General features: G+C 62.1%; 18 protein-coding genes. 6 read left to right on the forward strand and 12 right to left on the reverse strand.

Annotated features, from left to right (window positions below; genetic code table 11):
• The 8 genes from ICM05_RS11000 to ICM05_RS11035 all read right to left on the reverse strand — a co-directional run bounded on the left by ICM05_RS11000 (position 1) and on the right by ICM05_RS11035 (position 9,846).
• Positions 1-2,208, reverse strand: a complete 2,208-nt coding sequence (locus ICM05_RS11000) for an ATP-dependent endonuclease (protein ID WP_188024674.1) — start codon at positions 2,206-2,208, stop codon at positions 1-3.
• Positions 2,209-2,542: 334 nt separating this feature from the next.
• Positions 2,543-3,598, reverse strand: a complete 1,056-nt coding sequence (gene nrdF, locus ICM05_RS11005) for a class 1b ribonucleoside-diphosphate reductase subunit beta (protein WP_370566782.1) — start codon at positions 3,596-3,598, stop codon at positions 2,543-2,545.
• A gap of 251 nt (positions 3,599-3,849) precedes the next feature.
• Positions 3,850-4,122 (reverse strand): DUF3892 domain-containing protein, encoded by a 273-nt coding sequence (locus ICM05_RS11010; protein ID WP_188024676.1) that lies wholly within the window; start codon positions 4,120-4,122, stop codon positions 3,850-3,852.
• Between the two features lie 90 nt (positions 4,123-4,212).
• Positions 4,213-6,318, reverse strand: coding sequence for a class 1b ribonucleoside-diphosphate reductase subunit alpha (nrdE, locus tag ICM05_RS11015; protein ID WP_215401774.1), 2,106 nt, complete (start codon positions 6,316-6,318; stop codon positions 4,213-4,215).
• 230 nt (positions 6,319-6,548) lie between these two features.
• Positions 6,549-6,782 carry a glutaredoxin-like protein NrdH gene (gene nrdH / locus ICM05_RS11020; RefSeq protein ID WP_188024678.1) on the reverse strand — a complete coding sequence of 78 codons (234 nt, stop codon included), beginning with the start codon at positions 6,780-6,782 and terminating at the stop codon, positions 6,549-6,551.
• 266 nt (positions 6,783-7,048) lie between these two features.
• Positions 7,049-7,435, reverse strand: a complete 387-nt coding sequence (locus ICM05_RS11025) for a hypothetical protein (protein ID WP_188024679.1) — start codon at positions 7,433-7,435, stop codon at positions 7,049-7,051.
• Between the two features lie 68 nt (positions 7,436-7,503).
• Entirely contained in the window at positions 7,504-7,962 is a 459-nt protein-coding gene (gene rlmH, locus ICM05_RS11030) for a 23S rRNA (pseudouridine(1915)-N(3))-methyltransferase RlmH (RefSeq protein WP_188024680.1), read from the reverse strand.
• A gap of 9 nt (positions 7,963-7,971) precedes the next feature.
• Complete coding sequence (locus ICM05_RS11035; protein WP_188024699.1) at positions 7,972-9,846, reverse strand: ABC transporter ATP-binding protein; 1,875 nt, start codon at positions 9,844-9,846, stop codon at positions 7,972-7,974.
• A gap of 177 nt (positions 9,847-10,023) precedes the next feature.
• Between ICM05_RS11035 and ICM05_RS11040 the strand changes: the two genes are divergently transcribed.
• From ICM05_RS11040 to ICM05_RS11065, 6 genes are all read left to right on the forward strand, one after another.
• The gene (locus ICM05_RS11040; protein WP_188024681.1) at positions 10,024-10,818 is read left to right on the forward strand and encodes a DUF1684 domain-containing protein; all 795 of its coding nucleotides are present in this window, start codon (positions 10,024-10,026) and stop codon (positions 10,816-10,818) included.
• 135 nt (positions 10,819-10,953) lie between these two features.
• On the forward strand, positions 10,954-12,588 hold the full coding sequence (locus tag ICM05_RS11045; RefSeq protein ID WP_188024682.1) for an ABC transporter substrate-binding protein: 1,635 nt from the start codon (positions 10,954-10,956) through the stop codon (positions 12,586-12,588).
• Entirely contained in the window at positions 12,585-13,541 is a 957-nt protein-coding gene (locus ICM05_RS11050) for an ABC transporter permease (protein WP_188024683.1), read from the forward strand. Before ICM05_RS11045 ends, ICM05_RS11050 begins: the two co-directional genes overlap by 4 nt.
• The gene (locus ICM05_RS11055) at positions 13,538-14,413 is read left to right on the forward strand and encodes an ABC transporter permease (RefSeq protein WP_188024684.1); all 876 of its coding nucleotides are present in this window, start codon (positions 13,538-13,540) and stop codon (positions 14,411-14,413) included. Before ICM05_RS11050 ends, ICM05_RS11055 begins: the two co-directional genes overlap by 4 nt.
• Positions 14,410-16,032 (forward strand): ABC transporter ATP-binding protein, encoded by a 1,623-nt coding sequence (locus tag ICM05_RS11060; RefSeq protein WP_188024685.1) that lies wholly within the window; start codon positions 14,410-14,412, stop codon positions 16,030-16,032. Before ICM05_RS11055 ends, ICM05_RS11060 begins: the two co-directional genes overlap by 4 nt.
• A gap of 3 nt (positions 16,033-16,035) precedes the next feature.
• Positions 16,036-17,181, forward strand: a complete 1,146-nt coding sequence (locus ICM05_RS11065; protein ID WP_188024686.1) for a peptidase C39 family protein — start codon at positions 16,036-16,038, stop codon at positions 17,179-17,181.
• A gap of 69 nt (positions 17,182-17,250) precedes the next feature.
• Here the strand turns inward: ICM05_RS11065 and ICM05_RS11070 are convergent, their stop codons facing one another.
• The 4 genes from ICM05_RS11070 to ICM05_RS11085 form a co-directional block, all read right to left on the reverse strand.
• Positions 17,251-17,739 (reverse strand): septum formation family protein, encoded by a 489-nt coding sequence (locus tag ICM05_RS11070; RefSeq protein ID WP_188024687.1) that lies wholly within the window; start codon positions 17,737-17,739, stop codon positions 17,251-17,253.
• 313 nt (positions 17,740-18,052) lie between these two features.
• Entirely contained in the window at positions 18,053-18,556 is a 504-nt protein-coding gene (locus tag ICM05_RS11075; protein ID WP_188024688.1) for an FBP domain-containing protein, read from the reverse strand.
• Positions 18,557-18,893: 337 nt separating this feature from the next.
• Positions 18,894-20,348 (reverse strand): sodium:solute symporter, encoded by a 1,455-nt coding sequence (locus ICM05_RS11080; protein WP_188024689.1) that lies wholly within the window; start codon positions 20,346-20,348, stop codon positions 18,894-18,896.
• Positions 20,345-20,671: a hypothetical protein gene (locus ICM05_RS11085; RefSeq protein ID WP_188024690.1), complete on the reverse strand. Its 327-nt coding sequence runs from the start codon at positions 20,669-20,671 to the stop codon at positions 20,345-20,347. The genes ICM05_RS11080 and ICM05_RS11085 overlap by 4 nt, the downstream gene beginning before the upstream one ends.
• Between the last annotated feature and the right edge of the window lie 32 nt (positions 20,672-20,703).

A 20,703-nucleotide genomic window follows, 5' to 3' on the forward strand; every position in this document is an offset into this window, starting at 1 on the left:
TCAGACCCCAGATACTGTCGACGGTGAAACCAAATCCGTCGTCGGGTCGAGCCGACGCTGGAGCCAGCACAGCCCTTCGACTATGTAAGTTGGCGATGTCCAGTCGTCATCGCTTCTTGCGATGAGTTCGAGCGCAAACCTTGTTTTGTCAAAAGCCTTCGAGTTCACCTTCTTGAAGATCCTCTCGTGCATCATACTGAGGCTCAACTCTTCGGCTTTACGGATCGAAAGACCTAGATCCTTCTGTTCAACATGCTGCGACCATTCAAGGTTTTGTAAAGCGAAAGCTTCCTCGAGCGTGCGGCCTGCGCGCTGCTCATCGGTTCCTCCCCACGAGGATGGCTGGCGGGTTTGATAGGCCACCCTTACGCAATCACTATCCAGCGCTTTCGCAGATTCTTCAAGATCCAGAAGGTTCGCAACGAGTTCAATCCTTGGCAGCCATTGCAGTAGCGTCTGGTTGCTCGTCACTGCACCTTCAAGAGTCGTGACGCACGCGGTACCGGGCTTTTGACATGCCGGATCCATATCTGAATCATCAACGCTCTCCTCTGTCCCGGCTTTAGCACCGCTCGGCGCGCCAGGAGCGACACTGTCGACATCGGTAATCACCAAAGTCGGCATCTCAAGGAATCCAACAAGCTTTTCAAACTTATGCGCAAACGCCCCGCCAACTTCAAGAATGGTCAGGTGGCATTGCCGTAGCGCTGGCACGTCCTTATCGATAATCAGCGGAAGAATCAGCCTTTCGACGTTACCTTCGACTAGCACGACACCATCAGAAAAGAAGAGATCACAGTGGGTCAGCTTCAAGTACCGTTGCAGGAACTCTCGCGTAGTCTTCTCTTCATTGTCATAGAACGTCGACAGGTCTTTTACCTCGGTAGTGAGCGCAGACGCCCCTTTGGATTTGCGAGAGAAGTATCGAATGGGTTTGAAACCGCTCTCGTAGAGGACGTGAGATGAATGCGTTGTGATGACCAGTTGGGAGTGAAAGGCTGGGTGGTCGCTTTTGACGAGATCAAAAATCTGATTTACAAACACCTGTTGTAGCTGAGCATGCAAGTGCGCCTCAGGTTCTTCGATCATGATCAAATGCAGCGGAGGCCGTTGACCTTCACTATCAAGCCACCGTTGGTGAAAATCGAGGATCTCAACAACCATGTAAATGAGATTTTTGAAACCAAGTCCGTTGTACTGATCAGGCAGCGTCATACCCGACAGCCCCGATGGAGATCCGTCAGCGGCTGGCAAAGCATAATGAACTTGAGCATTTGCACTAAGAATGCTTTGCGCATTGAGCGTCGCTTTGACGATCATGTCCGGATTAGCGATACCCGGATAGCCTAGCTTTTTGAGGCTCTCAAGAGTTGGCTTGAAGACGTCGGCAAAATGGGCATTGAGCGACTGCTCAGAGTCGGCAATTGCATTCACTGTAGTCAGGTCAATCTCGTGTTTCTCGAGATTACGCTCGTAGAAGCGACTAAGCCGGGTAGACAAGTCCTCATGACGGCTGGACCCACTCGAATCAGATAAATGACGTTGGGCATCAAGAAAATCAACGCGCATTAGCGAACGAATGAGGTCTTCGCCTTCTTTCGCCGATTCGATGCGGAACGGTTGATGGTCCTTTGCCGGCTCTCCATCAAGATCACCCTTTTCAGCGTCAAGAACCGAGTACGAAACTTCATACTCCTGCGACAGCGTTCGTTGGAGGTAATCAGTCAGATCTCTTGGCCACATTGATTTGCTGTTATCGCCACCGCCGCCACAAGATTGCGCTCGTGCCTCGAGGTAGTTCGAAATCAACCGTGATGAGTCTCGTGGCTGGTACGCCAGTCGAATTCCCACCGGCTTCCCACTCCAATCTAGGCTAGGTAGGATTCCCAGCACCCGATGAAGATTTAGATCATCAACCTCGAACCAAAGGTCAAGCACGATATTGGGCAGCTCGTCGGCATAAGCGGTGGTTGCATGATCAATGGTGTTTAGCGCGGTCCAGCAATCCGCACTGAAATCAAATATCCGAAACCGATGCTGGCCGGGATTCAAGAACAAACGGAATACTTGGGTCGCCGAGGTTTTTCCGCTGTTGTTTGCTCCAACAAAAATGGACTCTGCTTCTTCCAGGTCTACTCGGACGTTCTTTAGGCGTCGAAAGTTCTCGACTCTAAAAGCCTTCAAGTACAAACTCAACCTCGACTTCATGTGTCACCCTGTGGACCAGGGGAGCGGATTTGTCTGGCGCATTTCCTCAACGGGCATCAGCACCCTTCATGCCCATTATCTCTTACTGCTCTCCCCAGCATTTTGCTTGCAGCGGTACACGCAAAGGATCGCGTATACCCGCTGTCTTACGACTGGCTTACCCCCCCAGATCTTCCGTATTTATAGGGCGTGTGCTAACTCTCAAACGCACAACCAAGGGGCGCGAGCCTCTCACCATCCCCAGATTTGGAGAAAGAAAAGCGCCCCTGCCCCGCGAATATTCGCAGATCAGGGGCGCGCAGTCAGCCGTGGTGACTGACGACTCAGAGGCAGACTAGAAGTCCCAGTCCTCGTCCTCGGTAGCAACTGCCTTACCGATGACGTACGACGAACCCGAGCCCGAGAAGAAGTCGTGGTTCTCGTCAGCGTTGGGCGACAGCGACGACAGGATGGCCGGGTTCACGTCGGTCATCTCCTTCGGGAACATCGGCTCGTAGCCGAGGTTCATGAGCGCCTTGTTCGCGTTGTAGTGGAGGAACTTCTTGACGTCTTCGGTCAGGCCGACACCGTCGTAGAGGTCCTGCGTGTAGAGCACCTCGTTCTCGTAGAGATCGTAGAGGAGCGAGAAGGTGTAGTTCTTCAGCTCTTCCTGGCGCTCAGGGGTCTCATTCGCGAGCGACACCTGGTACTTGTAACCGATGTAGTAGCCGTGAACAGCCTCGTCGCGGATGATAAGGCGAATGAGGTCTGCAGTGTTGGTGAGCTTTGCGCGGCTCGACCAGTAGATCGGGAGGTAGAAGCCCGAGTAGAAGAGGAACGACTCGAGGAGCGTCGAAGCGACCTTGCGCTTCAGGGGGTCATCACCCTCGTAGTAGTCGACAATGATCTGAGCCTTCTTCTGCAGGTAAGGATTCTCCTCAGACCAGCGGAAGACATCGTCAATCTCCTGCGTCGAGCACAGCGTCGAGAAGATCGACGAGTAGCTCTTTGCGTGCACCGACTCCATGAACGCGATGTTCGTGTAGACAGCCTCCTCGTGAGGAGTAACCGCGTCGGGAATCAGCGAGATCGCACCAACAGTGCCCTGCACGGTGTCAAGCAGCGTCAGGCCGGCGAAGACACGCTCGGTGAGGCGCTTCTCTTCGTCGGTGAAGGTTGCCCACGCCTGAACGTCGTTCGACAGCGGCACCTTCTCGGGCAGCCAGAAGTTGTTGACCAGACGGTTCCAGACCTCAAGGTCCTTTTCGTCCTCAATGCGGTTCCAGTTGATCGCCTGGACTGCATGACCCAGCTTGAAGTTCATCGGCTCCCTCTGCTTCTCTGACGCACGACGCACCCCAGAAAAGCGCCCTTTCGAGAGAAAGAACGGAGGGTGACGTCGCAAAAACATCGGGCACGCGCGCGCGAGGCGCGGATGCGTGCACTGTCTACTGATCTTACTCGGCAGAGGACCGCGACGCCATACGCCGCGCACACCATTCAAGTTCAATATGTTGTGTCTCAGGCGACGACTGACCACTACATGATGTGGATCGCCACACAACACTCCGCGGCTGGGCCTGGGGCGGATCCGCGCACAAAAATGCCGGGACCCACTGCGTGAACAGCGGTTCCCGGCACATTGCCGAGCGAAGGCGCGAATTAGAACTCAGCGAGGCTCGTGAGGTTGTTCTTCTCGGCCGCGTCGGCCTGAGTACGGAGGTAGTTCGGGAAGGAGCGCACGACGCGCAACCAAGCCCGGTCTGGTTCGTCGCCGACGTAGGCACGGGTGCCAGCGTCGACCCACTCCACCAGGGTCTCCTTGTCGGCTTCGCTCACGACGCCCGTCTCAGGGTTTCGCAGCTGGTACCGAGTGATCGTCTGTTCGGTCTTCCGGGCTCCGCCGTATCGCACCGCAGTGATCTCAAACATCATTTCGAGAGTGTTCCTCTTGTCTTCCTAGAACTCTGATGACACCGGGAACTGGTGAGGGCCGAACGTTGCAGCGTTCGGCCCTCAAGTTATTTACAGCATGCAGCTGACGCACTCAGTCATGTCAGTGCCCTCGAGGGCGAGCTGACGCAGACGGATGTAGTAGATCGTCTTGATGCCCTTACGCCATGCGTAGATCTGTGCCTTGTTGATGTCGCGCGTGGTCGCGGTGTCCTTGAAGAACAGCGTGAGCGACAGGCCCTGGTCGACGTGCTGCGTTGCCGCTGCGTAGGTGTCGATGATCTTCTCGGGGCCGATCTCGTAGGCGTCCTCGTAGTAAGCAAGGTTCTCGTTCGTCATGAACGGAGCCGGGTAGTACACGCGACCCAGCTTGCCTTCCTTACGAATCTCAACCTTCGACGCGATCGGGTGGATCGACGAGGTCGAGTTGTTGATGTACGAGATCGAACCGGTCGGCGGGACAGCCTGCAGGTTCTGGTTGTAGATGCCGTGCTCCATGACGCTTGCCTTGAGCGCGAGCCAGTCTTCCTGGGTCGGGATCGCAATGCCGGCGTTAGCGAACAGCTCGACGACGCGGTCAGTCTCGGGAACCCAAGCCTGCTCGGTGTACTTGTCGAAGAATTCACCCGACGCGTACTTCGAGTCCTCGAAGCCACCGAAGACCTGCTTGCGCTCAATCGCGATCTTGTTCGATGCGGTGAGTGCGTGGAACAGCACAGTGTAGAAGTAGATGTTCGTGAAGTCGATGCCCTCGGGCGAACCGTAGTGCACGTGCTCACGTGCGAGGTAGCCGTGCAGGTTCATCTGGCCGAGGCCGATTGCGTGCGACTTCGCGTTGCCGTCTTCGATCGAGCGAACCGACGAGATCGAGCTCATGTCACTCACTGCGGTGAGCGAGCGGATCGCGAGATCAACGGTCGAGCCGAGATCGCCGCCGTCCATCGCCGTAGCGATGTTCATCGAGCCGAGGTTGCACGAGATGTCCTTGCCGATCTCGTTGTAGCTCAGGTCTTCGTTGTAGGTCGTCGGGGTGTTGACCTGCAGAATCTCCGAGCAGAGGTTCGACATGTTGATGCGGCCCTTGATGGGGTTCTCGCGGTTCACGGTGTCTTCGAAGACGATGTACGGGTAGCCGGACTCGAACTGCAGCTCAGCAACGGTCTGGAAGAAGACGCGTGCGCTGATCTTGGTCTTCGAGATACGGCCATCGTTGACCATCTCGTAGTACTTCTCAGTCACGGAGATGTCACCGAAGGGAACACCGTAGACCTTCTCGACGTCGTACGGCGAGAAGAGGTACATGTCTTCGTTGCGCTTTGCGAGCTCGAAGGTGATGTCGGGAACGACAACGCCGAGCGACAGCGTCTTGATACGAATCTTCTCGTCAGCGTTCTCACGCTTGGTGTCGAGGAACTTCATGATGTCGGGGTGGTGTGCCGAGAGGTACACCGCGCCAGCACCCTGACGCGCACCGAGCTGGTTTGCGTAGCTGAAGCTGTCTTCGAGGAGCTTCATGACGGGGATGATGCCCGACGACTGGTTTTCGATCTTCTTGATCGGAGCGCCAGCCTCACGGATGTTCGAGAGCGAGAGCGCAACGCCACCGCCGCGCTTCGAGAGCTGCAGCGACGAGTTGATGCCGCGCGAGATCGACTCCATGTTGTCTTCAACGCGGAGGAGGAAGCACGAGACAAGCTCGCCGCGCTGTGCCTTGCCGAGGTTGAGGAAGGTCGGGGTCGCGGGCTGGAAACGGCCGGCGATCATCTCGCGCATGTAACCGCGAGCGAGCTCTTCGTCACCCTGTGCGAGGCCGAGCGACACCATCACCACGCGGTCCTCGAAGCGCTCGAGGTAACGCTTGCCATCGAAGGTCTTGAGCGCGTACGCGGTGAAGAACTTGTAGGCGCCAAGGAATGCCGGGAAGCGGAACTTCAGGGCGTACGCCTCGTCGGTGAGCTGCTCAACGAACTTGGGCGAGTACTGATCGAGAAGTGCCTTCTCGTAGTAGTCGTTGTCGATGAGGTAGCGCATGCGCTCTTCGAAATTATGGAAGAACACCATGTTCTGGTTGACGTGCTGCAGGAAGTACTGACGCGCAGCTTCACGGTCTTTATCGAACTGAATCTTGCCGTCTGCGTCATACAGGTTCAGCATCGCGTTCAGCGAGTGGTAATCCATCTCGCTGATCTTGGACGACTCGTGATTGGTCGCGACGTCAGTTGCCACTTTCCACATCCATCTGCGCGGGAGCGCTGTCAAAATTCTTGCGGTAATTCAAAACTTCAGGGCGGCGCAGCGTGCGCCGATACTTTTCTGGGGTTCCCCGAGCGCCATTGCGCGGGGAACCCCAGAGTCAGTATGTGAACTCGCGGTGCCCTCTGCCGTAGAACGCCCCGTGAGCCACGGGCTTAGGCCAGGCGGCTTGCCAGCTCAGCGATCTTGTCAGGGCGGAAGCCCGACCAGTGACCTTCGTCAGTGACGACGACGGGAGCCTGCAGGTAGCCGAGCTCCTTGACGGTCTGCAGCGCGGTTTCATCTTCCGAAAGATCGAGTACGTCGTACTCAATACCCTTGCTGTCGAGCGCCCGGTAGGTCGCGGTGCACTGCACGCACGAGGGCTTGGTGTAGACCGTAATAGCCATGAACTTCCCTTCTCGCAAAAACTTCGGTGACCTCGGTGAGGCACAACATCTAGTGAACCACATGACTGCCAACCACAACATGATGTAGTTACAAGGATGTAGTTATCCACCGATTTTCCACCGGTGAAACTTTCAAACTGGGGAGAACGTTCGGCATAGTTTCGCCCCTAATTCGGAGTTATCCACAGGCAGATCACCTCACCGCACATTTCCCCAGACACCCACTTCCGGCGTGTCGCCTCTAGCGGCAAAAATGGCTCTTGACACTAGAGGGCAATCGGCCATAGGAGCTCCTCACCGTCGGCTTGGAACCACCTCAGAACGAGCATTGCGTCACCTGCGGAAGCAATGTCAGGATCACCCACCCCGCGCACGGTCACGCGCAGCCGGTCACCGGGTTCGAGGGAGCGCGGCAGCGAGAGCCCGAGCATGCCGCCGCCAGCGAGCGCGAAGCGCACGAGGCGCAGGCGCTCGTCGCTCCGGTTCTCGATCTCGATCGTGTGCGCGCTGCGGCAGACGATACGCACCGGCACCCGCCGGGCAACGGCCTCACGGCCTCGCCCGCGGACGCGCTGGTGCGCGGGCACACGCGAAGCTGCGCGTGTGCACTGGTGTGCGGAGAGGTGGCGCGTGGCGAGGCGGATCGGGTTCATGTCAGTAGCGTAGGTGGGACCACTGACATTTCAGGGTGGGGCTGATCCGCGCCCCCGACATGTGGGAATTACACGTGATGGTACGGGCGATTGCCCGCGATCTCCTGGGCACGGTAGAGCTGCTCGGCGAGAATCAAGCGCACGAGCTGGTGCGGGAAGACGAGCGCAGAGAGGCTCCAGACGAAGTCGGCGCGCTGGCGCACGGAGTCGTCGACGCCATAGGCTCCGCCGATGACGATCACGATCGAGCGACCGGCGTCGAACGCGCCCTGCAGCGTGCGCGCGAGCTTCGGCGAATCAACGTTCTTGCCGCGCTCATCGAGGAGCACGAGGAACGCGTCGCGGTCGACCTTGGCGAGGATGCGCTCAGACTCCTCAGCGCGGGCGTGCTCGCCCTCGCGCGACGAGTGCGGCAGCAGCTGCCACGAGACGTCGAAGGGCTTACGCAGCCGCTTCTCGTAGCGCGCAATGCCGTCGCTGACCCAGCTCTCGTGCATTTTGCCAACGGCCAAGACTTTTACGCTCACACGACAAGATTACCGCTGCTGTTCATAGAGCTCGGCGTAGTGACCGCCGCGGGCGAGCAGCTCATCGTGGGTACCAGACTCGACGATGCGGCCGGCAGACACCACGTAGATGCGGTCAGCGCCGACGATCGTCGAGAGGCGGTGCGCGATCGCAATCGTCGTGCGCCCGGTGCGGGCAGAGTCGAGCGCACGCTGCACGACGCGCTCGTTGACGGTGTCGAGGGCGCTCGTAGCCTCGTCGAGCACGAGTACTCGCGGGTCTTTGAGGAGCACACGGGCAATCGCGATGCGCTGCTTCTCGCCGCCAGAGAGCCGGTAGCCGCGCTCGCCAACGATCGTCTCGTAGCCGTCGGCAAAGCCGGTGATGGTGTCGTGAATGTTCGCCATGCGGGCCACACGCTCAAGCTCGGCGTCGCTCGCGTCTGGCTTCGCGTACCGCAGGTTGTCTGCGATTGAGGCGTGGAAGAGATAGGGCTCCTGCGTCACGACGCCGACCCGGTCGACGAGTGCCTCGTGCCGCAGCTCGCGCACGTCGTCACCCGCGTACTTCACTGCCCCGTCGGTCGCGTCGTACAGCCGCGGAATGAGCGACCCAATCGTCGTCTTCCCCGAGCCAGACGGGCCGACGAACGCCACGAACTCCCCCGACCCGACCTGGAACGATACGTCGTCAAGCGTCGGCCGCTCATCTGGCGCCGCATCGTCGTACCGGAAGGTGACGTTCGCGAACTCCACGCAGCCAGCGCGACCGGCCGCGTCAGAGGGCTCGCGCGCTTCGTCGGTATCGCGGATCGCGGGATCCAAGTCGAGGTACTCAAAGATGCGCGCGAACAACGCCTTCGAGGTCTGCAGGTCGAGTGCCACCCGCATGAGGTTGGTGAGGGGGAAGAGGAGTCGCGCCTGCACCGTGGTGAACGCGACGATCGTACCTGCGGTGATGTCGATGGCCCCGTCGCCGCCGCGCGCCAAGATCAACCCGGCGAAGAGGTACACAATCGCCGGCACCGCAGACATGAAGATGTTCACGAGCGCGAAGAACACCTGGCCACTCATCGTCTGCTTCACCTGCAGCGCGATCTGGTTACTGTTCTCTGCCGCGTAGCGCTCGCTCTCCATGCCCTCACGGGCGTAGGTCTTCGCGAGCAGCACGCCAGACACCGACAGCGTCTCTTGCGTAATCGCCGTCATCTCAGACAGCGACTCCTGCGTGCGACCAGCGATGCGTGCTCGCACCTGACCAACGCGACGCTGCGCGATGACGAGCACGGGCATGATGATGACCGCGATGAGCGTGAGCTGCCAGCTGAGCAGCAGCATCGCGACGAAGGCAGCGATGACGGTCACAGTGTTGCCGATGACGCTCGAGACCGTGTTCGACAGTACGCCAGCGACGCCGCCGACGTCGTTCTGAATGCGCGACTGAATCACGCCCGTCTTCGTACGTGTAAAGAACGCGAGCTCCATCGACTGCAGGTGCGTGAACAGCCGCTCACGCAGGTCACCCATGACTCGATTGCCCACGCGCGCGGTCATGTATGTCTGCAGCACCCCGATGCCAGCCGAGACGATGAAGAGTGTGACCATGATGATGAGCAGGCGCGTGAGCTCAGGCATGTTCGGCCCACCGCCATCGAGCGGGAAGAGCCCGACGTCGAAGACCTGTTGTGTGAGCAACGGTGGCAAGACGCCGAGACCTGCGGCCAGGATGACGAGCACAACGATGATGATGAGCGGGCCACGGTAGGGGCGGAAGAGCTCTGCGATCCGCGCACCCAGGCGATCGATCTTCGGCGCCTCACGGTTGCGCTCACGCTGTGCCGCGGCATCAGCTGACGCCACGCGACCCCCACCTCGGGCACCGCGTGCTGCTGGACCACCGTGCATACTCATATGTTTGGAGCGTACTCCGCGCCACCGACATTCGGGAGAGGAATTCGCGGCAAGCGTGCACGCGCCCTCGAAGCCTGCGGCGAGCGCGCATGTCGCTGCGTGACGCTGAGGGTTCCGTTCAGGGGCGCGGATCACAATACTTATACAGAAGCAGCAGCGAGAGGACTCCCCATGTCAGCACAGGATCAGCACGCATTCGCCGCCGAGCACGCCGCTTGGCACGACAAGGTTGAGGCCGGCCGCGCGAGCGCGCACGGCCCGCTGAGCATGACTGCGCTGCACTGGCTGACTGCTGAGCCTTCGGCGCTCGCTGGGTTGCCCGGCACCTGGAGCGCACCGACCGCGAACACCGTGACGGTCGAGTTCACGGCTGCCGACAACGTTGCTCACAATGGCGAACCGGTGGTTGGTGAGATCACGTTCGGACCCTTCGAGGAGCAGGGCGCAGAGTTGCTCACATGGGGCGACGTAAATATTTTGGTGGCCGAGCGCAGTGGGCGGATCTCGGTGCGTCCGCAGGATCCGGCATCAGCGATCCGCGCCGCATATGAGGGAACTGCGACGTTTGCCGCCGATCCTGCGTGGCGGGTGACCGCGCGCCTTGAGCCGCTCCCCCGCGAGCGCGTCGAGGTGAACTGCGCGGTTCCCGGCGCGAAGCAGTACTTCAATTCCCCGGGTCAGGCGGTCTTTGAGGTCGACGGCGAGCGCCACGCGCTCACGCTGTTCGGTACGCCTGGCGATCTGCGCGTCCACTTCACTGACGCGACCCGTGGTGACGAGACCTTTGAGTTTGTGCGGTTCCTCGCGGTTGAGGAGCAGGCGGACGGCTCGCTCGTGCTCGACTTCAACCGCGCGACGAACCCGCCGTTTGCGTACAACCCGAACACGACCTGCCCCTTCACGCCGCCGGAGAACGACCTCTCGATTCCCGTGCGCGCGGGCGAGCGTCTGCCATCGGCTGCATAGCCGTTTGATAGCGCCAGAGTAGGCCACAGAATAGACATCACTTCAGGCAATAAGTAACCGTACGAAATCTAATGGGGCATTTGGCCGCATCTCTGGGTAGGCTCATCCGCACAGACTCAGTGATTGGAGAGCCCCATGCGTTCCCTCCCCTCGATTTCGCGCGACCGACACCGCGGTCGTGGCCGCGCCCTTCGCGGAGCAGCGGTTGCTGGCACGATTGTTGCCGCCCTCGCGCTGACCGCATGTGGCAGCACCGGAGGCAGCGACGACGCTGCACCGGCTGACAGTGGCAAGACGCTTGACAGTGTGACCGTCGGCTTCCCTGGCTCGCTGTCGAACCTGTCGATCACGCAGGAAGCCGGCATCCTCAACTACAACCTCAACGCGACCGTGCAGGAGGGTCTCGTCGGCATCTCGACCTCGGGCGAGATCGTGCCCGCGCTCGCATCTGAGTGGACGACGCCAGACGACACCACCTACGTGTTCACCCTGCGTCCCGACGCGAAGTTTGCGAACGGTGACCCCGTCACCCCCGCTGACGTGGTCTTCAGCCTGAACAATGCGGCGGATCCTGCAGCATCGCCCGGCACCAACTACTACCTGGCCTCCCTCGCTTCGGCAGAGGTCACCGGCGACAACGAAGTCACCATCAAGACGAAGGCGCCAGAGGCGGCGTTCCTCGCGAACCTCTCCAGTGCTGGTGCGCTCGTCGTCACGCAGGAGAAGTTCGCGCAGGAGCACGGCAACAAGCTCGGCACGAGCACCTCGCTGCTGCTCGGCACCGGACCGTACCAGGTCACCGAGTTCTCCCCCGATTCGCACGCCCTCCTCACCCCCAACGAGAACTGGGCTGGTGAGCCGGTGAAGGCGAAGGAGATCCGCGTCGATTTCATCTCTGACGAGAACACTCGCCTGCTCGCAGCGCAGAAGGGCGACCTCGACATCGCACTCAACGTGCCCCTGACTCAGGTGGCACAGTGGGAGAAGATCGACGGCGGCCGAGTTGAGGCACTCAACGACTTCTCGTACGTCGGCCTGCAGTTCGATCAGAGTGTTGCGCCGTTCGATGATCCGAACGTGCGCGCGGCAATCGCCAGTGCGGCAGACCGTGACGCGATCGTCGAGAAGCTGCTGCGCGGCTACGGCGAACCCGCAAACACCATCATGTCGCCAGAGACCCTCAGCCAGGCGTACTCGCCTGAGGAGGCACGCGAGATCCTGAGCAAGGTCAAGGCGAACAGCTTCGACCTCAAGCAGGCAGCAGAGTTCCTCAAGGAGTCGTCGGTTCCTGAGGGCTTCACGACCGAGCTCACCTACCCGAACACGGGCCAGCAGCTCGGCACCGCGGCGCAGTCGCTCGCTGAGAACCTCAAGACCATCGGCATCACCGTGAAGGTGCGCGAGGTACCCATCGAAGAGTGGCTCGCAACCGTCGGTGACGGCGAGCACGGCCTCGGCTTCATGTGGTACCTGCCGACGACCGGCAACCCCGCTGAGATCAACAGCTATCTGCTCGGCACTGACAACCCCAACCACTTCGAAAGCGATGAAGCGGTAAAGCTCATCGCCGAGGCATCAGCTGAGACCGATCCGAAGAAGCAGATCGACCTGCTCGTGCAGCTCGAGGAGCTCAACGCAGCAGAGACCGCAACCTCGCCGCTGTGGTGGGGCCAGAGCCTCACCTACTTCTCGGGCAACGTCGGCCTGACCGACTTCTCGCCGTACTCCTTCATCGGACCGTGGGGCGCAGAGCTCTACGCGGCTGAATGAACCGGCTCGCTCGCACGATCGCGATCCGCCTCCTCGGCGTGATCGTGATCCTGCTGCTGATCTCGTTCCTGACGTATTCGCTGGTCTACCTTGCGCCGGGCGACATCGTCAAGAACCTGCTCGGCAACCGACCTGCTTCGGCTGAGGCCGTTGCTGCGATCCGCGCCCAATATCACCTCGATGAGCCGTTCCTCGTGCGGTACTTCGATTGGCTCTGGGCCGCTCTGCAGGGCGACTTCGGTGAGTCGATCCGCATGCAGCAGCCGGTGACGACCGTCATCGGTGAGCGGATCGGCAGCACGGTCGCACTCGTACTCCTGGCGTTCTTGGTCGCGGTCGTCACCGCGATCCCGCTCGGCATCATCGCAGCTGCCCGCGAGGGCAAGGCGACCGACCGCCTGACCAGCGCACTCGCGCTGCTCGGGCTGTCGGCGCCGTCATTCGCGCTCGCGATTCTGCTGCTGTACCTGTTCTCGATGCTCATCCCGCTGTTCCCCGCGTACGGCGGCGGCAAGGGAGCACTCGACGTCCTGTGGCATCTCACCCTGCCCGCGATCGTGCTCGCCTCCGGCATCGGCGCGATCCTCATGCGCATGACCCGCGCCGCGGTACTGCGCGAACTCGGCAGCGACTCGGTCACGTTCGCGCGGTCGCGCGGCCTGTCCGAGCGCGAGGTGCGCACGATCGCGCTCCGCTCGGCTGCGATCCCCATCATCACGGGTGCCGGCCTGATCCTCACGTTCATTGTCGGCGGCACGATCATCGTCGAGACCGTGTTCTCGCTGCCCGGCATCGGCTCGCTGCTGCAGGAGTCGGTCCTCTTCAAGGACTTGCCCGTCGTGCAGGCGGTCACGCTACTCATCGCGGCGACCATCGCGATCATCACCATCATCGTGGACCTCAGCTACCTGCTGCTTGATCCGCGCGTACGTGGACGGGAGCTCAGCGCATGATCCGCCCCACTACCTCGCTCTCCCCAGCGCAGCTGCCGAAGACCGGCCGTGGCCTCGGCCGCAGGCGCGGCAACACCGTCGTGATTGTCTCGCTCGTGTTCCTCGCGATCGTGGCCGTGCTCGCGATCGTCTCCCCGTTCTTGCAAGAGGCGGCGACGAAGCAGAGCATCCTCGATTCGCTCCTGCCCATGGGCTTCGACGGCCACCCGCTCGGCACTGACGAGCTCGGCCGCGACATCCTCATGCTCACACTCGCTGGCACCGGCTCGGCCGTCGCCGGCCCGCTCGTGATCGCGGCAGGCTCCATGGTCCTCGCGATCATCTTCGGCACGCTCGCCGGCTACCTCGGCGGCTTCACCGACACCGTGATTGGGCGGATCGTCGACATCCTCCTGTCGCTCCCCGTCATGCTCGTGGCCATCGTCGTCGCGGGTATCTTCGGCGCGGGCTACTGGGTCACCGTCGGCATGCTCATCGTGCTCTTCGCACCGTCGGACATCCGCATCGTGCGCGCGGGCGTCATCGAGCAGGCACCCCGACCCTATGTCGAGGCTGGCCAAATGCTCGCGCTCTCCCCCGCGCGCATTATGTACGTCCACATCGTTCCCAACGTGTGGCCGCTCATCGTGACGAACTTCATGCTCAACCTCGGCATCGCGCTCGTGACGCTGTCGTCGCTGTCGTTCCTCGGTATCGGCGTCGCGCCAGGTACCCCCGACTGGGGTCGCCAGATCGCTGACGGCCGCACGCTCATGCTCGACAACCCCGCAATGCTCCTGTTGCCCGCCCTCCTCATCATCGCGGTGACGATGGCGGTCAACCTGCTCGGCGATCACCTCGGCGAGCGCCTCCGCGCGAAGGGAATCCAATGACCCCCGCAGTTTCAGCGCAGGGCGCCCAGGTGGCCCGCGGCGTCGTCGTACGCGGCCTCGCGGTCGACGGCCCCGCCGGCCCGATCGTGCAGCCGCTCGACCTCGAGATCACCCCGGGCACGACGCTTGCAATCATCGGTGAATCAGGCTCCGGCAAGACCATGACCGCACGCGCAATCACCGGCCTGCTGCCCCGCGGCACCTCGGCCGAGGGTGAGATGCGGATCGACGACGCCCCTTTCAACCTCGCCAGCACGTCAGAATCCGACTGGGCAGAGGTACGCGGGCGCCGCGCGGTGCTGCTGTTGCAAGACCCGTTCACGAGCCTGAGTCCGGTCATTCGCTGCGGTGAGCAGATTGCTGCGACGATCCGCGCCCGTGCTCGCCACGAAGGATCACCGCTCAGCAAGACCGATCTCGCGGCCGAGGTCACCAGGCGTCTCGCCGAGGTGCACCTGCCGGCCGAGATCGCGAAGCGATACCCAAGCGAACTGTCGGGCGGCATGCGGCAGCGCGTCGCGATCGCGGCGGCACTTGCGGCAGAGCCGCGCCTGCTCATCGCAGACGAGCCGACGACCGCGCTCGACGCGAGCAACCAGGGCGAGGTGCTTGACCTGCTGCGCGAGCTGCAGCGCACGCACGACATGTGCGTGCTGCTCATCAGCCACGACCTCGGCATCGTGTCGGGTCGCGCAGAAGAGCTCATCGTCATGCGCGGCGGCGAGGTCGTCGAGCGCGGACGCACTGAGGCAGTGTTGTCCGATCCGCGGCACACGTACACCCGAGCGCTGCTCGCGGCGAACCCTTCGGTCACCGACGCCGGCGATGGGCGCGGATCCGTCAGCCCCACCGCACCCGCCGTCCTCAGCGCGCACGGCGTCACGAAGCGCTTTGGCGCGCGTACGGTCTTGGCAGACGCGGCGGTCGACGTCGCCGCTGGTGAGATCGTTGCGCTCGTGGGCGAGTCAGGCTCTGGCAAGTCAACGTTCGCACGGTGCATCGCTGGTCTCGATGTGCCCGATGCTGGCACGGTCACGCTCGGCGGCGAGCAGCTGCCCGCCGGTCGCCGCGGCCGCAAGCCCGGTCAGATGCAGATCGTGTTCCAAGATCCGTACTCGACCCTCAACCCGGCCTTCACCATCGGCCGCTCCCTCACCGAGGCGCTTGCCGCGGTTGGCCGCCCCGCGTCTGATCTCGAGGAGCTCATGCGGCTCGTTGAACTCGATCCGTCGTTCGCGTCGCGCCGGCCGTCGCAGCTGTCTGGCGGTCAGCGCCAGCGCGTGGCAATCGCGCGTGCGCTCGCGCCGAACCCTGAGCTGCTTATCTGTGACGAGAGCGTTTCGGCGCTCGATGTCTCGGTGCAGGCCCAGATCCTAGAGTTGCTCACACGCCTGCGAGATTCGTTTGGCCTGGCAATTCTGTTCATTACTCACGATCTCGGGGTGGTTGCCCGGGTCGCTGCGCGTACAGTGGTGCTCCAAGCCGGGCACATTGTGGAATCTGGAACCACCGAACAGGTACTCCGGGCTCCGACGCACCCATACACACAGATGCTTGTTGCCGCGGCCGAGCGCGAAAGCGTTGCCCCAGCCGCCAACACCGATTCACAGGAGAACTAGGGAATGTCTGCAGCAGACCTCATCACCGCCATCGTTGACGGTGCACACGCCCCGGCCGGCCTCACAGGAGACCGCCTCGCACTGTGGACGATCGAACGCGATCACTGGTCGCCTCGCACGATCACCGTGACCGACGCGACTGGTACCGTGCTCGCGACCGCGCTCACCGCTGGCCGCCCCCACACCGCGTACCGCAAGGTTGTTGACCTTGTCGTCGCTGAGGGCGCTGGCGCCAACGCAGAGGCAGCAGCCATTGCCGCACTCGAGGCCGCCCGCGACGACCGCCTCGCGAACGACGACGGCTCGCAGCCCGCACCGATCGTGATCCGCTTCGAGGAGCATCCCACGCAGGCGGCGCTCACCGCGGCCGTCCGATCCGCGCTCACAGCGGTTGGTTTTGCACAGGACGCAGATCCGCTTCCCTCGGTGCCCAGCACCCGCCCCGAAGACGCCGCGTTCACGCGCAGCTGGTCGCTGTGGCTCGGCGCGGCACCGACCCGCGCCGTGCCGTACTACGGCCAGACCACCGACGTCACCTGTGGCGCAGTCACCTCGCTCATGATGTTTGAGGAGAACAACCTCGGCCAGTTCGGCACCGATGGCACCGAGAATCACACGGTCGAGCTCGACTTCTGGCGCCGCGCAACGAACATGCCCGCGTGCGAGCCGATCGGCCTCGCGGTCACGACCGCTGAGGAACTACTTGCGCGCACCGGCGACGCGGATCGCAAGCCCCGCGTCATCCTCAGCGCCGAGGGCCCCGTGCTGCTCGAGTGGTACACCGACTTCTACGAGCGAAAGCTCCGCGTGCAGCTGCAGGAGGAGTCGCGGCGCACGGCAGAGTCACTCGGACTCCCGGTGGAGCGCCGGTGGGCGTCGACCGAGGAGATCCGCGACCTGGTGGCGGAGGGCAACGACGTCTTCCTGCTCATCGCGCTCGAGCCCCTCATCAAGGACCCCGCGGCGCACTGGGTGCTCGCGCACGACGTCATCGGCGACAGCATCATCATCTCCGACCCCTGGGTCGAGCAGGAGCACGGCGAGAGCTGGGTTGACACGAGCGCGCTGCCCATCCCCCTCGCCGGCATCGACCTCATCACCCGCTGGGGTGAGCCGGAGTACCGCGGCATCATCGTCGTCCCGCGCTAACCGGTCCAGACACCACAACGGCCGCAAACTCAGGTTTCCCTGGAGTCCGCGGCCGTTGTCGTCAGTTCGTTAGCGTGCTGCGCCGGAAAGCGATCCGGTGCTCGGCGCAGCCGGGTCGTACGCGAGGCAGTAGATCTCGCGGTCGTTCAGCGCGGTCCAGCTCCCCTCAGTGGGCGTGATCGGCCACCACTCGAGCTCGGTCTCGTCGTACGAGATGCCGATGAACTTCTCGAACTGCGCAACGCAGGTTTCCGCTGCGGCATCTGCCACAGCGGTTTCGCCTGGCCACGCACCGCCGTCCATGTTGAAGGCGTAGTACACCTCGTTGTCATGCAACTCGGCACAGGGCACGACGGGAACCTCGCTTGCATCACCGTCTGGAACGTCGATGGTGCAATCACCCACGCGGATCTGGAACACACTGTCCTGGCCAGCCTCAGTCACCTCGCGGGTTTCCGAGTCGCGGGCCGCGGGCGTACCCGAGCAGCCGGCGAGCGCACCGGTGAGTGCGAGCGCACCAATGAGAACAGCAGCAGAGGAAGTACCGCGCAGGCGCATAGAAAGTCCTTTCACAGAACAACAAGTCAGATACCTGAGAATAGGGAATCAATAACCAGTGCCCAGGCATAGAAAGTCTATGTACTTCCTCGGTTGCTTCCAACCTCGGTGCCACGCAAACAAAACTTCCTGTGCGTGACCAACAGTGTTGCTCTCAACCCTCGGTATGTAACCTCGGAACACCACGGAGTTACGCCTCACACGTTGCCTAGTACACAGTGCGAGGGGCGCGGACTCGCGTGGCAGATCCGCCCCCGACGCACACCGGACTCACGACGTACGTCGCCCAACCAGCGATCCGGCAAACGACTGGTTAGCGTCCCTCGATGAGCATCTCGGCGAAGCCAGCGGCCTTCAGCTGCAGGTCGTCAATTCGGCGCACGCGCGCTGCGTGCACGTCGTACCCTTCATACGCGGGCGGCGGATCATTGCGCACATTCCTCGAGCACTCGAAGTCACGGCACACGAGGACGCCGACGGTTGCGCCGCGGCGACCCGCGGCTCCAGTTCGCTTCGCGCTCCAGAACACGACGTCGTTCGGCAGCCGCACGTCACGGCACCAGTTGCACATCGCGCGCGACCGCGGTGACGCCTCAGCCTGCTGCAGCGTCACGCCAACGGGGTCACCGTCAAGCCGCGGAAGCACCACATACGCACGCCGCGCAAACTTCGGGTCGCGCCAGCCAAGGAAATCGAGCCGATCCCAGCCGTCGGCTGGCAGCTCAAGAATGGAGTCGGGGATCGTCATCTCTTTCGCCTCGCGCTTTGACGCGTTGATGAAAGAGGAACGAATGAACGTTTCGGTCAGTTGTTGCATGGAAGTTCCTTGCGAGAGAGTCTGTCTCCGGGCCACAATCGCGACGTCAGCCGCGACCCAGAGTCTGGGTACACCAAGCCCACCACCTCGGCCCGGGAGCACCTCCCACTGACTTCGGCGGCGGATCAGCCCAGCTAGTCACCGTCGGCGAGTGCCTCGCCGACGACCTCCTGACGCTGCGCGTACAGCTCTCGATAGTTCACGCCGCTACTGTACCCGGGAGGGCTGAGCGCGCGCACAGGCGGGCTAACCCCGCGAAACGTGCCCGTTCACACAAAAGGCCCCTTTCATACGCATGAAAGGGGCCTTTTCGCAGGGAACTGTCGATCTCGCGGGGTTAGCGGGCCCGGGAGGAAGAAACCAGCGTCGCCTCGAGGTCGATCTCGACGTGTTCGACGTCACGGGCACCGCGCGCACGGCGCACAGCCTCAGCAACCACGAGCACGATGAGGTTCGGTGCGAGGGCGATGAGACCGGAGTCCCAGCTGCCGATGGGGATCTCAGCAAAGGTAATGATCGCGACAGTGAGCGAACCGGCAATGATGCTCAGACCGATCGGCCATGCGCCGACGCGCACGCGGTCTGCGAGCGCGATGCAGATCGCGGGGGCGAACTGTGTGGTGCAACCGTAGGTGAGGAGCAGCAGCGCGCCAATGTCCGAGCGAACGAGGCCGAACGCGAGCGCGAGACCGATCGCTGCGATGATGACAATGTAGTTCAGAGTCATCTGGTGCTTGGGCTTCACGGTACCGACCACGTTGCGGGTGACCAGGGTCGAGATACCCATGACGATGCCCGACGCGGGAACCATCGCAGCAGACGCACCCGCGATGGCGACCACACCGACCAGCCAGTCAGGCAAGATCTGGCCCGACATGGTGAGCAGCACGGCGTTACCGGTCGTATCTTCGGGGAGTACGAGCACGGCTGCGAGGCCAACGGTGATCGGCAAGAACAGCACGAGCTGGTAGATCGGGAGCCACTTCGCGTTGCTGCGGAGCACCTCGCCGCTCTTTGCAGCGAGAACCGGCGGCCAGAGGTGCGGGAGGGTGTTGAAGCTCGAACCGATGACGGTAACGAGGGTCGCGGTGATGAAGAAGACGGGGTCGTAGCCGTCAACGTTCATGGTGAGCAGAACCGGTGCTTCGCGAGCGATGTCGCCGAAGATCTCCGGGATGCCATTGAACGAGATGATGAGGCCAGCAGCGATGACCGCCATTGCGACGATCATCATGATGTCCTTGAAGATCGCGACGCGAGCGATGCCCTTCAGGCCAGACCACGCAACGAAGATTGCCACGAGGATACTCGCGATCACCATGCTGAGACCGCGTGCACTCTCGCTGCCGGTTGCGAGCTCAACGATCATGCCGAGGCCGGTGATCTGGAGCTGCAGGTACGGGATAAGTGCGAGTGCACCGATGAGCGCAACGACGCGGCCGAGCCAGCGGCTGTTGAAGCGATCCTCGAAGAAGTCACCCATAGTGAGGTAGCCACGGCGCTGACCGAACTCGCGGATGCGCGGTGCAACAAAGTACAGACCAAGCCACGAGATCGTGAGGTATGCGACCGCGAAGGTCGCGCTCACGCCGCCACCGAATGCGATGCCGGCGAGGCCAAGGAAGCTGAAGGTCGTGAGCGATTCGCCAGCCTGCAAGAACCAAGAGGTCCACTTCGGGTTGTTGCGCTCGCCAACGGTCCAGTTGCTCATGTTCGACTGGCGCTTGCGGCTCGCAAGACCGAGGGCACCAATGAGGATGATGCCGGCGACAATCATGATTGAAACGGTCATCGTGCGTTCTCCTCTGCCTGAGCTGCTTCAGCTTCCTCTGCTTCGATCCGCGCCATGCGAATGAGCTCGATCTGGCGGGTCTCGAAGCGCTCAGCCTCGCGCTGATCCGCCTCCCTGCCGCCAGCGCGGAGGTACATGACGTCAACAATCTGCAGTGACACGACCGAAAGAATCACCATGAGCGCGGCCCAGACGAGGACAGCGGGAAGACCGAACCAGAGGGTCGGTTCCTGCGCGAATGGCAGGAACGGGATCACGAAGAATCCGAGGGCGGGGACGCACACGATGGCGAGCCTTCCCGGCGTGAACAGGCGGGGTTTCATGTTGTTGCTCCTTTGCAATGCGGTGACACGTG

The sequence above is a fragment of the Leucobacter sp. cx-42 genome (assembly GCF_014529985.1).
Classification (GTDB): Bacteria; Actinomycetota; Actinomycetes; order Actinomycetales; family Microbacteriaceae; genus Leucobacter.

What these genes read in the sequence shown, in the direction of transcription:
- ICM05_RS11000 (WP_188024674.1), bottom strand. Translation starts at nt 2,208, where the DNA reads ATGAAGTCGAGGTTGAGTTTGTACTTGAAGGCTTTTAGAGTCGAGAAC.
- nrdF (WP_370566782.1), bottom strand. Translation starts at nt 3,598, where the DNA reads ATGTTTTTGCGACGTCACCCTCCGTTCTTTCTCTCGAAAGGGCGCTTT.
- ICM05_RS11010 (WP_188024676.1), bottom strand. Translation starts at nt 4,122, where the DNA reads ATGATGTTTGAGATCACTGCGGTGCGATACGGCGGAGCCCGGAAGACC.
- nrdE (WP_215401774.1), bottom strand. Translation starts at nt 6,318, where the DNA reads ATGGATTACCACTCGCTGAACGCGATGCTGAACCTGTATGACGCAGAC.
- nrdH (WP_188024678.1), bottom strand. Translation starts at nt 6,782, where the DNA reads ATGGCTATTACGGTCTACACCAAGCCCTCGTGCGTGCAGTGCACCGCG.
- ICM05_RS11025 (WP_188024679.1), bottom strand. Translation starts at nt 7,435, where the DNA reads ATGAACCCGATCCGCCTCGCCACGCGCCACCTCTCCGCACACCAGTGC.
- ICM05_RS11035 (WP_188024699.1), bottom strand. Translation starts at nt 9,846, where the DNA reads ATGCACGGTGGTCCAGCAGCACGCGGTGCCCGAGGTGGGGGTCGCGTG.
- ICM05_RS11040 (WP_188024681.1), top strand. Translation starts at nt 10,024, where the DNA reads ATGTCAGCACAGGATCAGCACGCATTCGCCGCCGAGCACGCCGCTTGG.
- ICM05_RS11045 (WP_188024682.1), top strand. Translation starts at nt 10,954, where the DNA reads ATGCGTTCCCTCCCCTCGATTTCGCGCGACCGACACCGCGGTCGTGGC.
- ICM05_RS11050 (WP_188024683.1), top strand. Translation starts at nt 12,585, where the DNA reads ATGAACCGGCTCGCTCGCACGATCGCGATCCGCCTCCTCGGCGTGATC.
- ICM05_RS11055 (WP_188024684.1), top strand. Translation starts at nt 13,538, where the DNA reads ATGATCCGCCCCACTACCTCGCTCTCCCCAGCGCAGCTGCCGAAGACC.
- ICM05_RS11060 (WP_188024685.1), top strand. Translation starts at nt 14,410, where the DNA reads ATGACCCCCGCAGTTTCAGCGCAGGGCGCCCAGGTGGCCCGCGGCGTC.
- ICM05_RS11065 (WP_188024686.1), top strand. Translation starts at nt 16,036, where the DNA reads ATGTCTGCAGCAGACCTCATCACCGCCATCGTTGACGGTGCACACGCC.
- ICM05_RS11070 (WP_188024687.1), bottom strand. Translation starts at nt 17,739, where the DNA reads ATGCGCCTGCGCGGTACTTCCTCTGCTGCTGTTCTCATTGGTGCGCTC.
- ICM05_RS11075 (WP_188024688.1), bottom strand. Translation starts at nt 18,556, where the DNA reads ATGCAACAACTGACCGAAACGTTCATTCGTTCCTCTTTCATCAACGCG.
- ICM05_RS11080 (WP_188024689.1), bottom strand. Translation starts at nt 20,348, where the DNA reads ATGACCGTTTCAATCATGATTGTCGCCGGCATCATCCTCATTGGTGCC.
- ICM05_RS11085 (WP_188024690.1), bottom strand. Translation starts at nt 20,671, where the DNA reads ATGAAACCCCGCCTGTTCACGCCGGGAAGGCTCGCCATCGTGTGCGTC.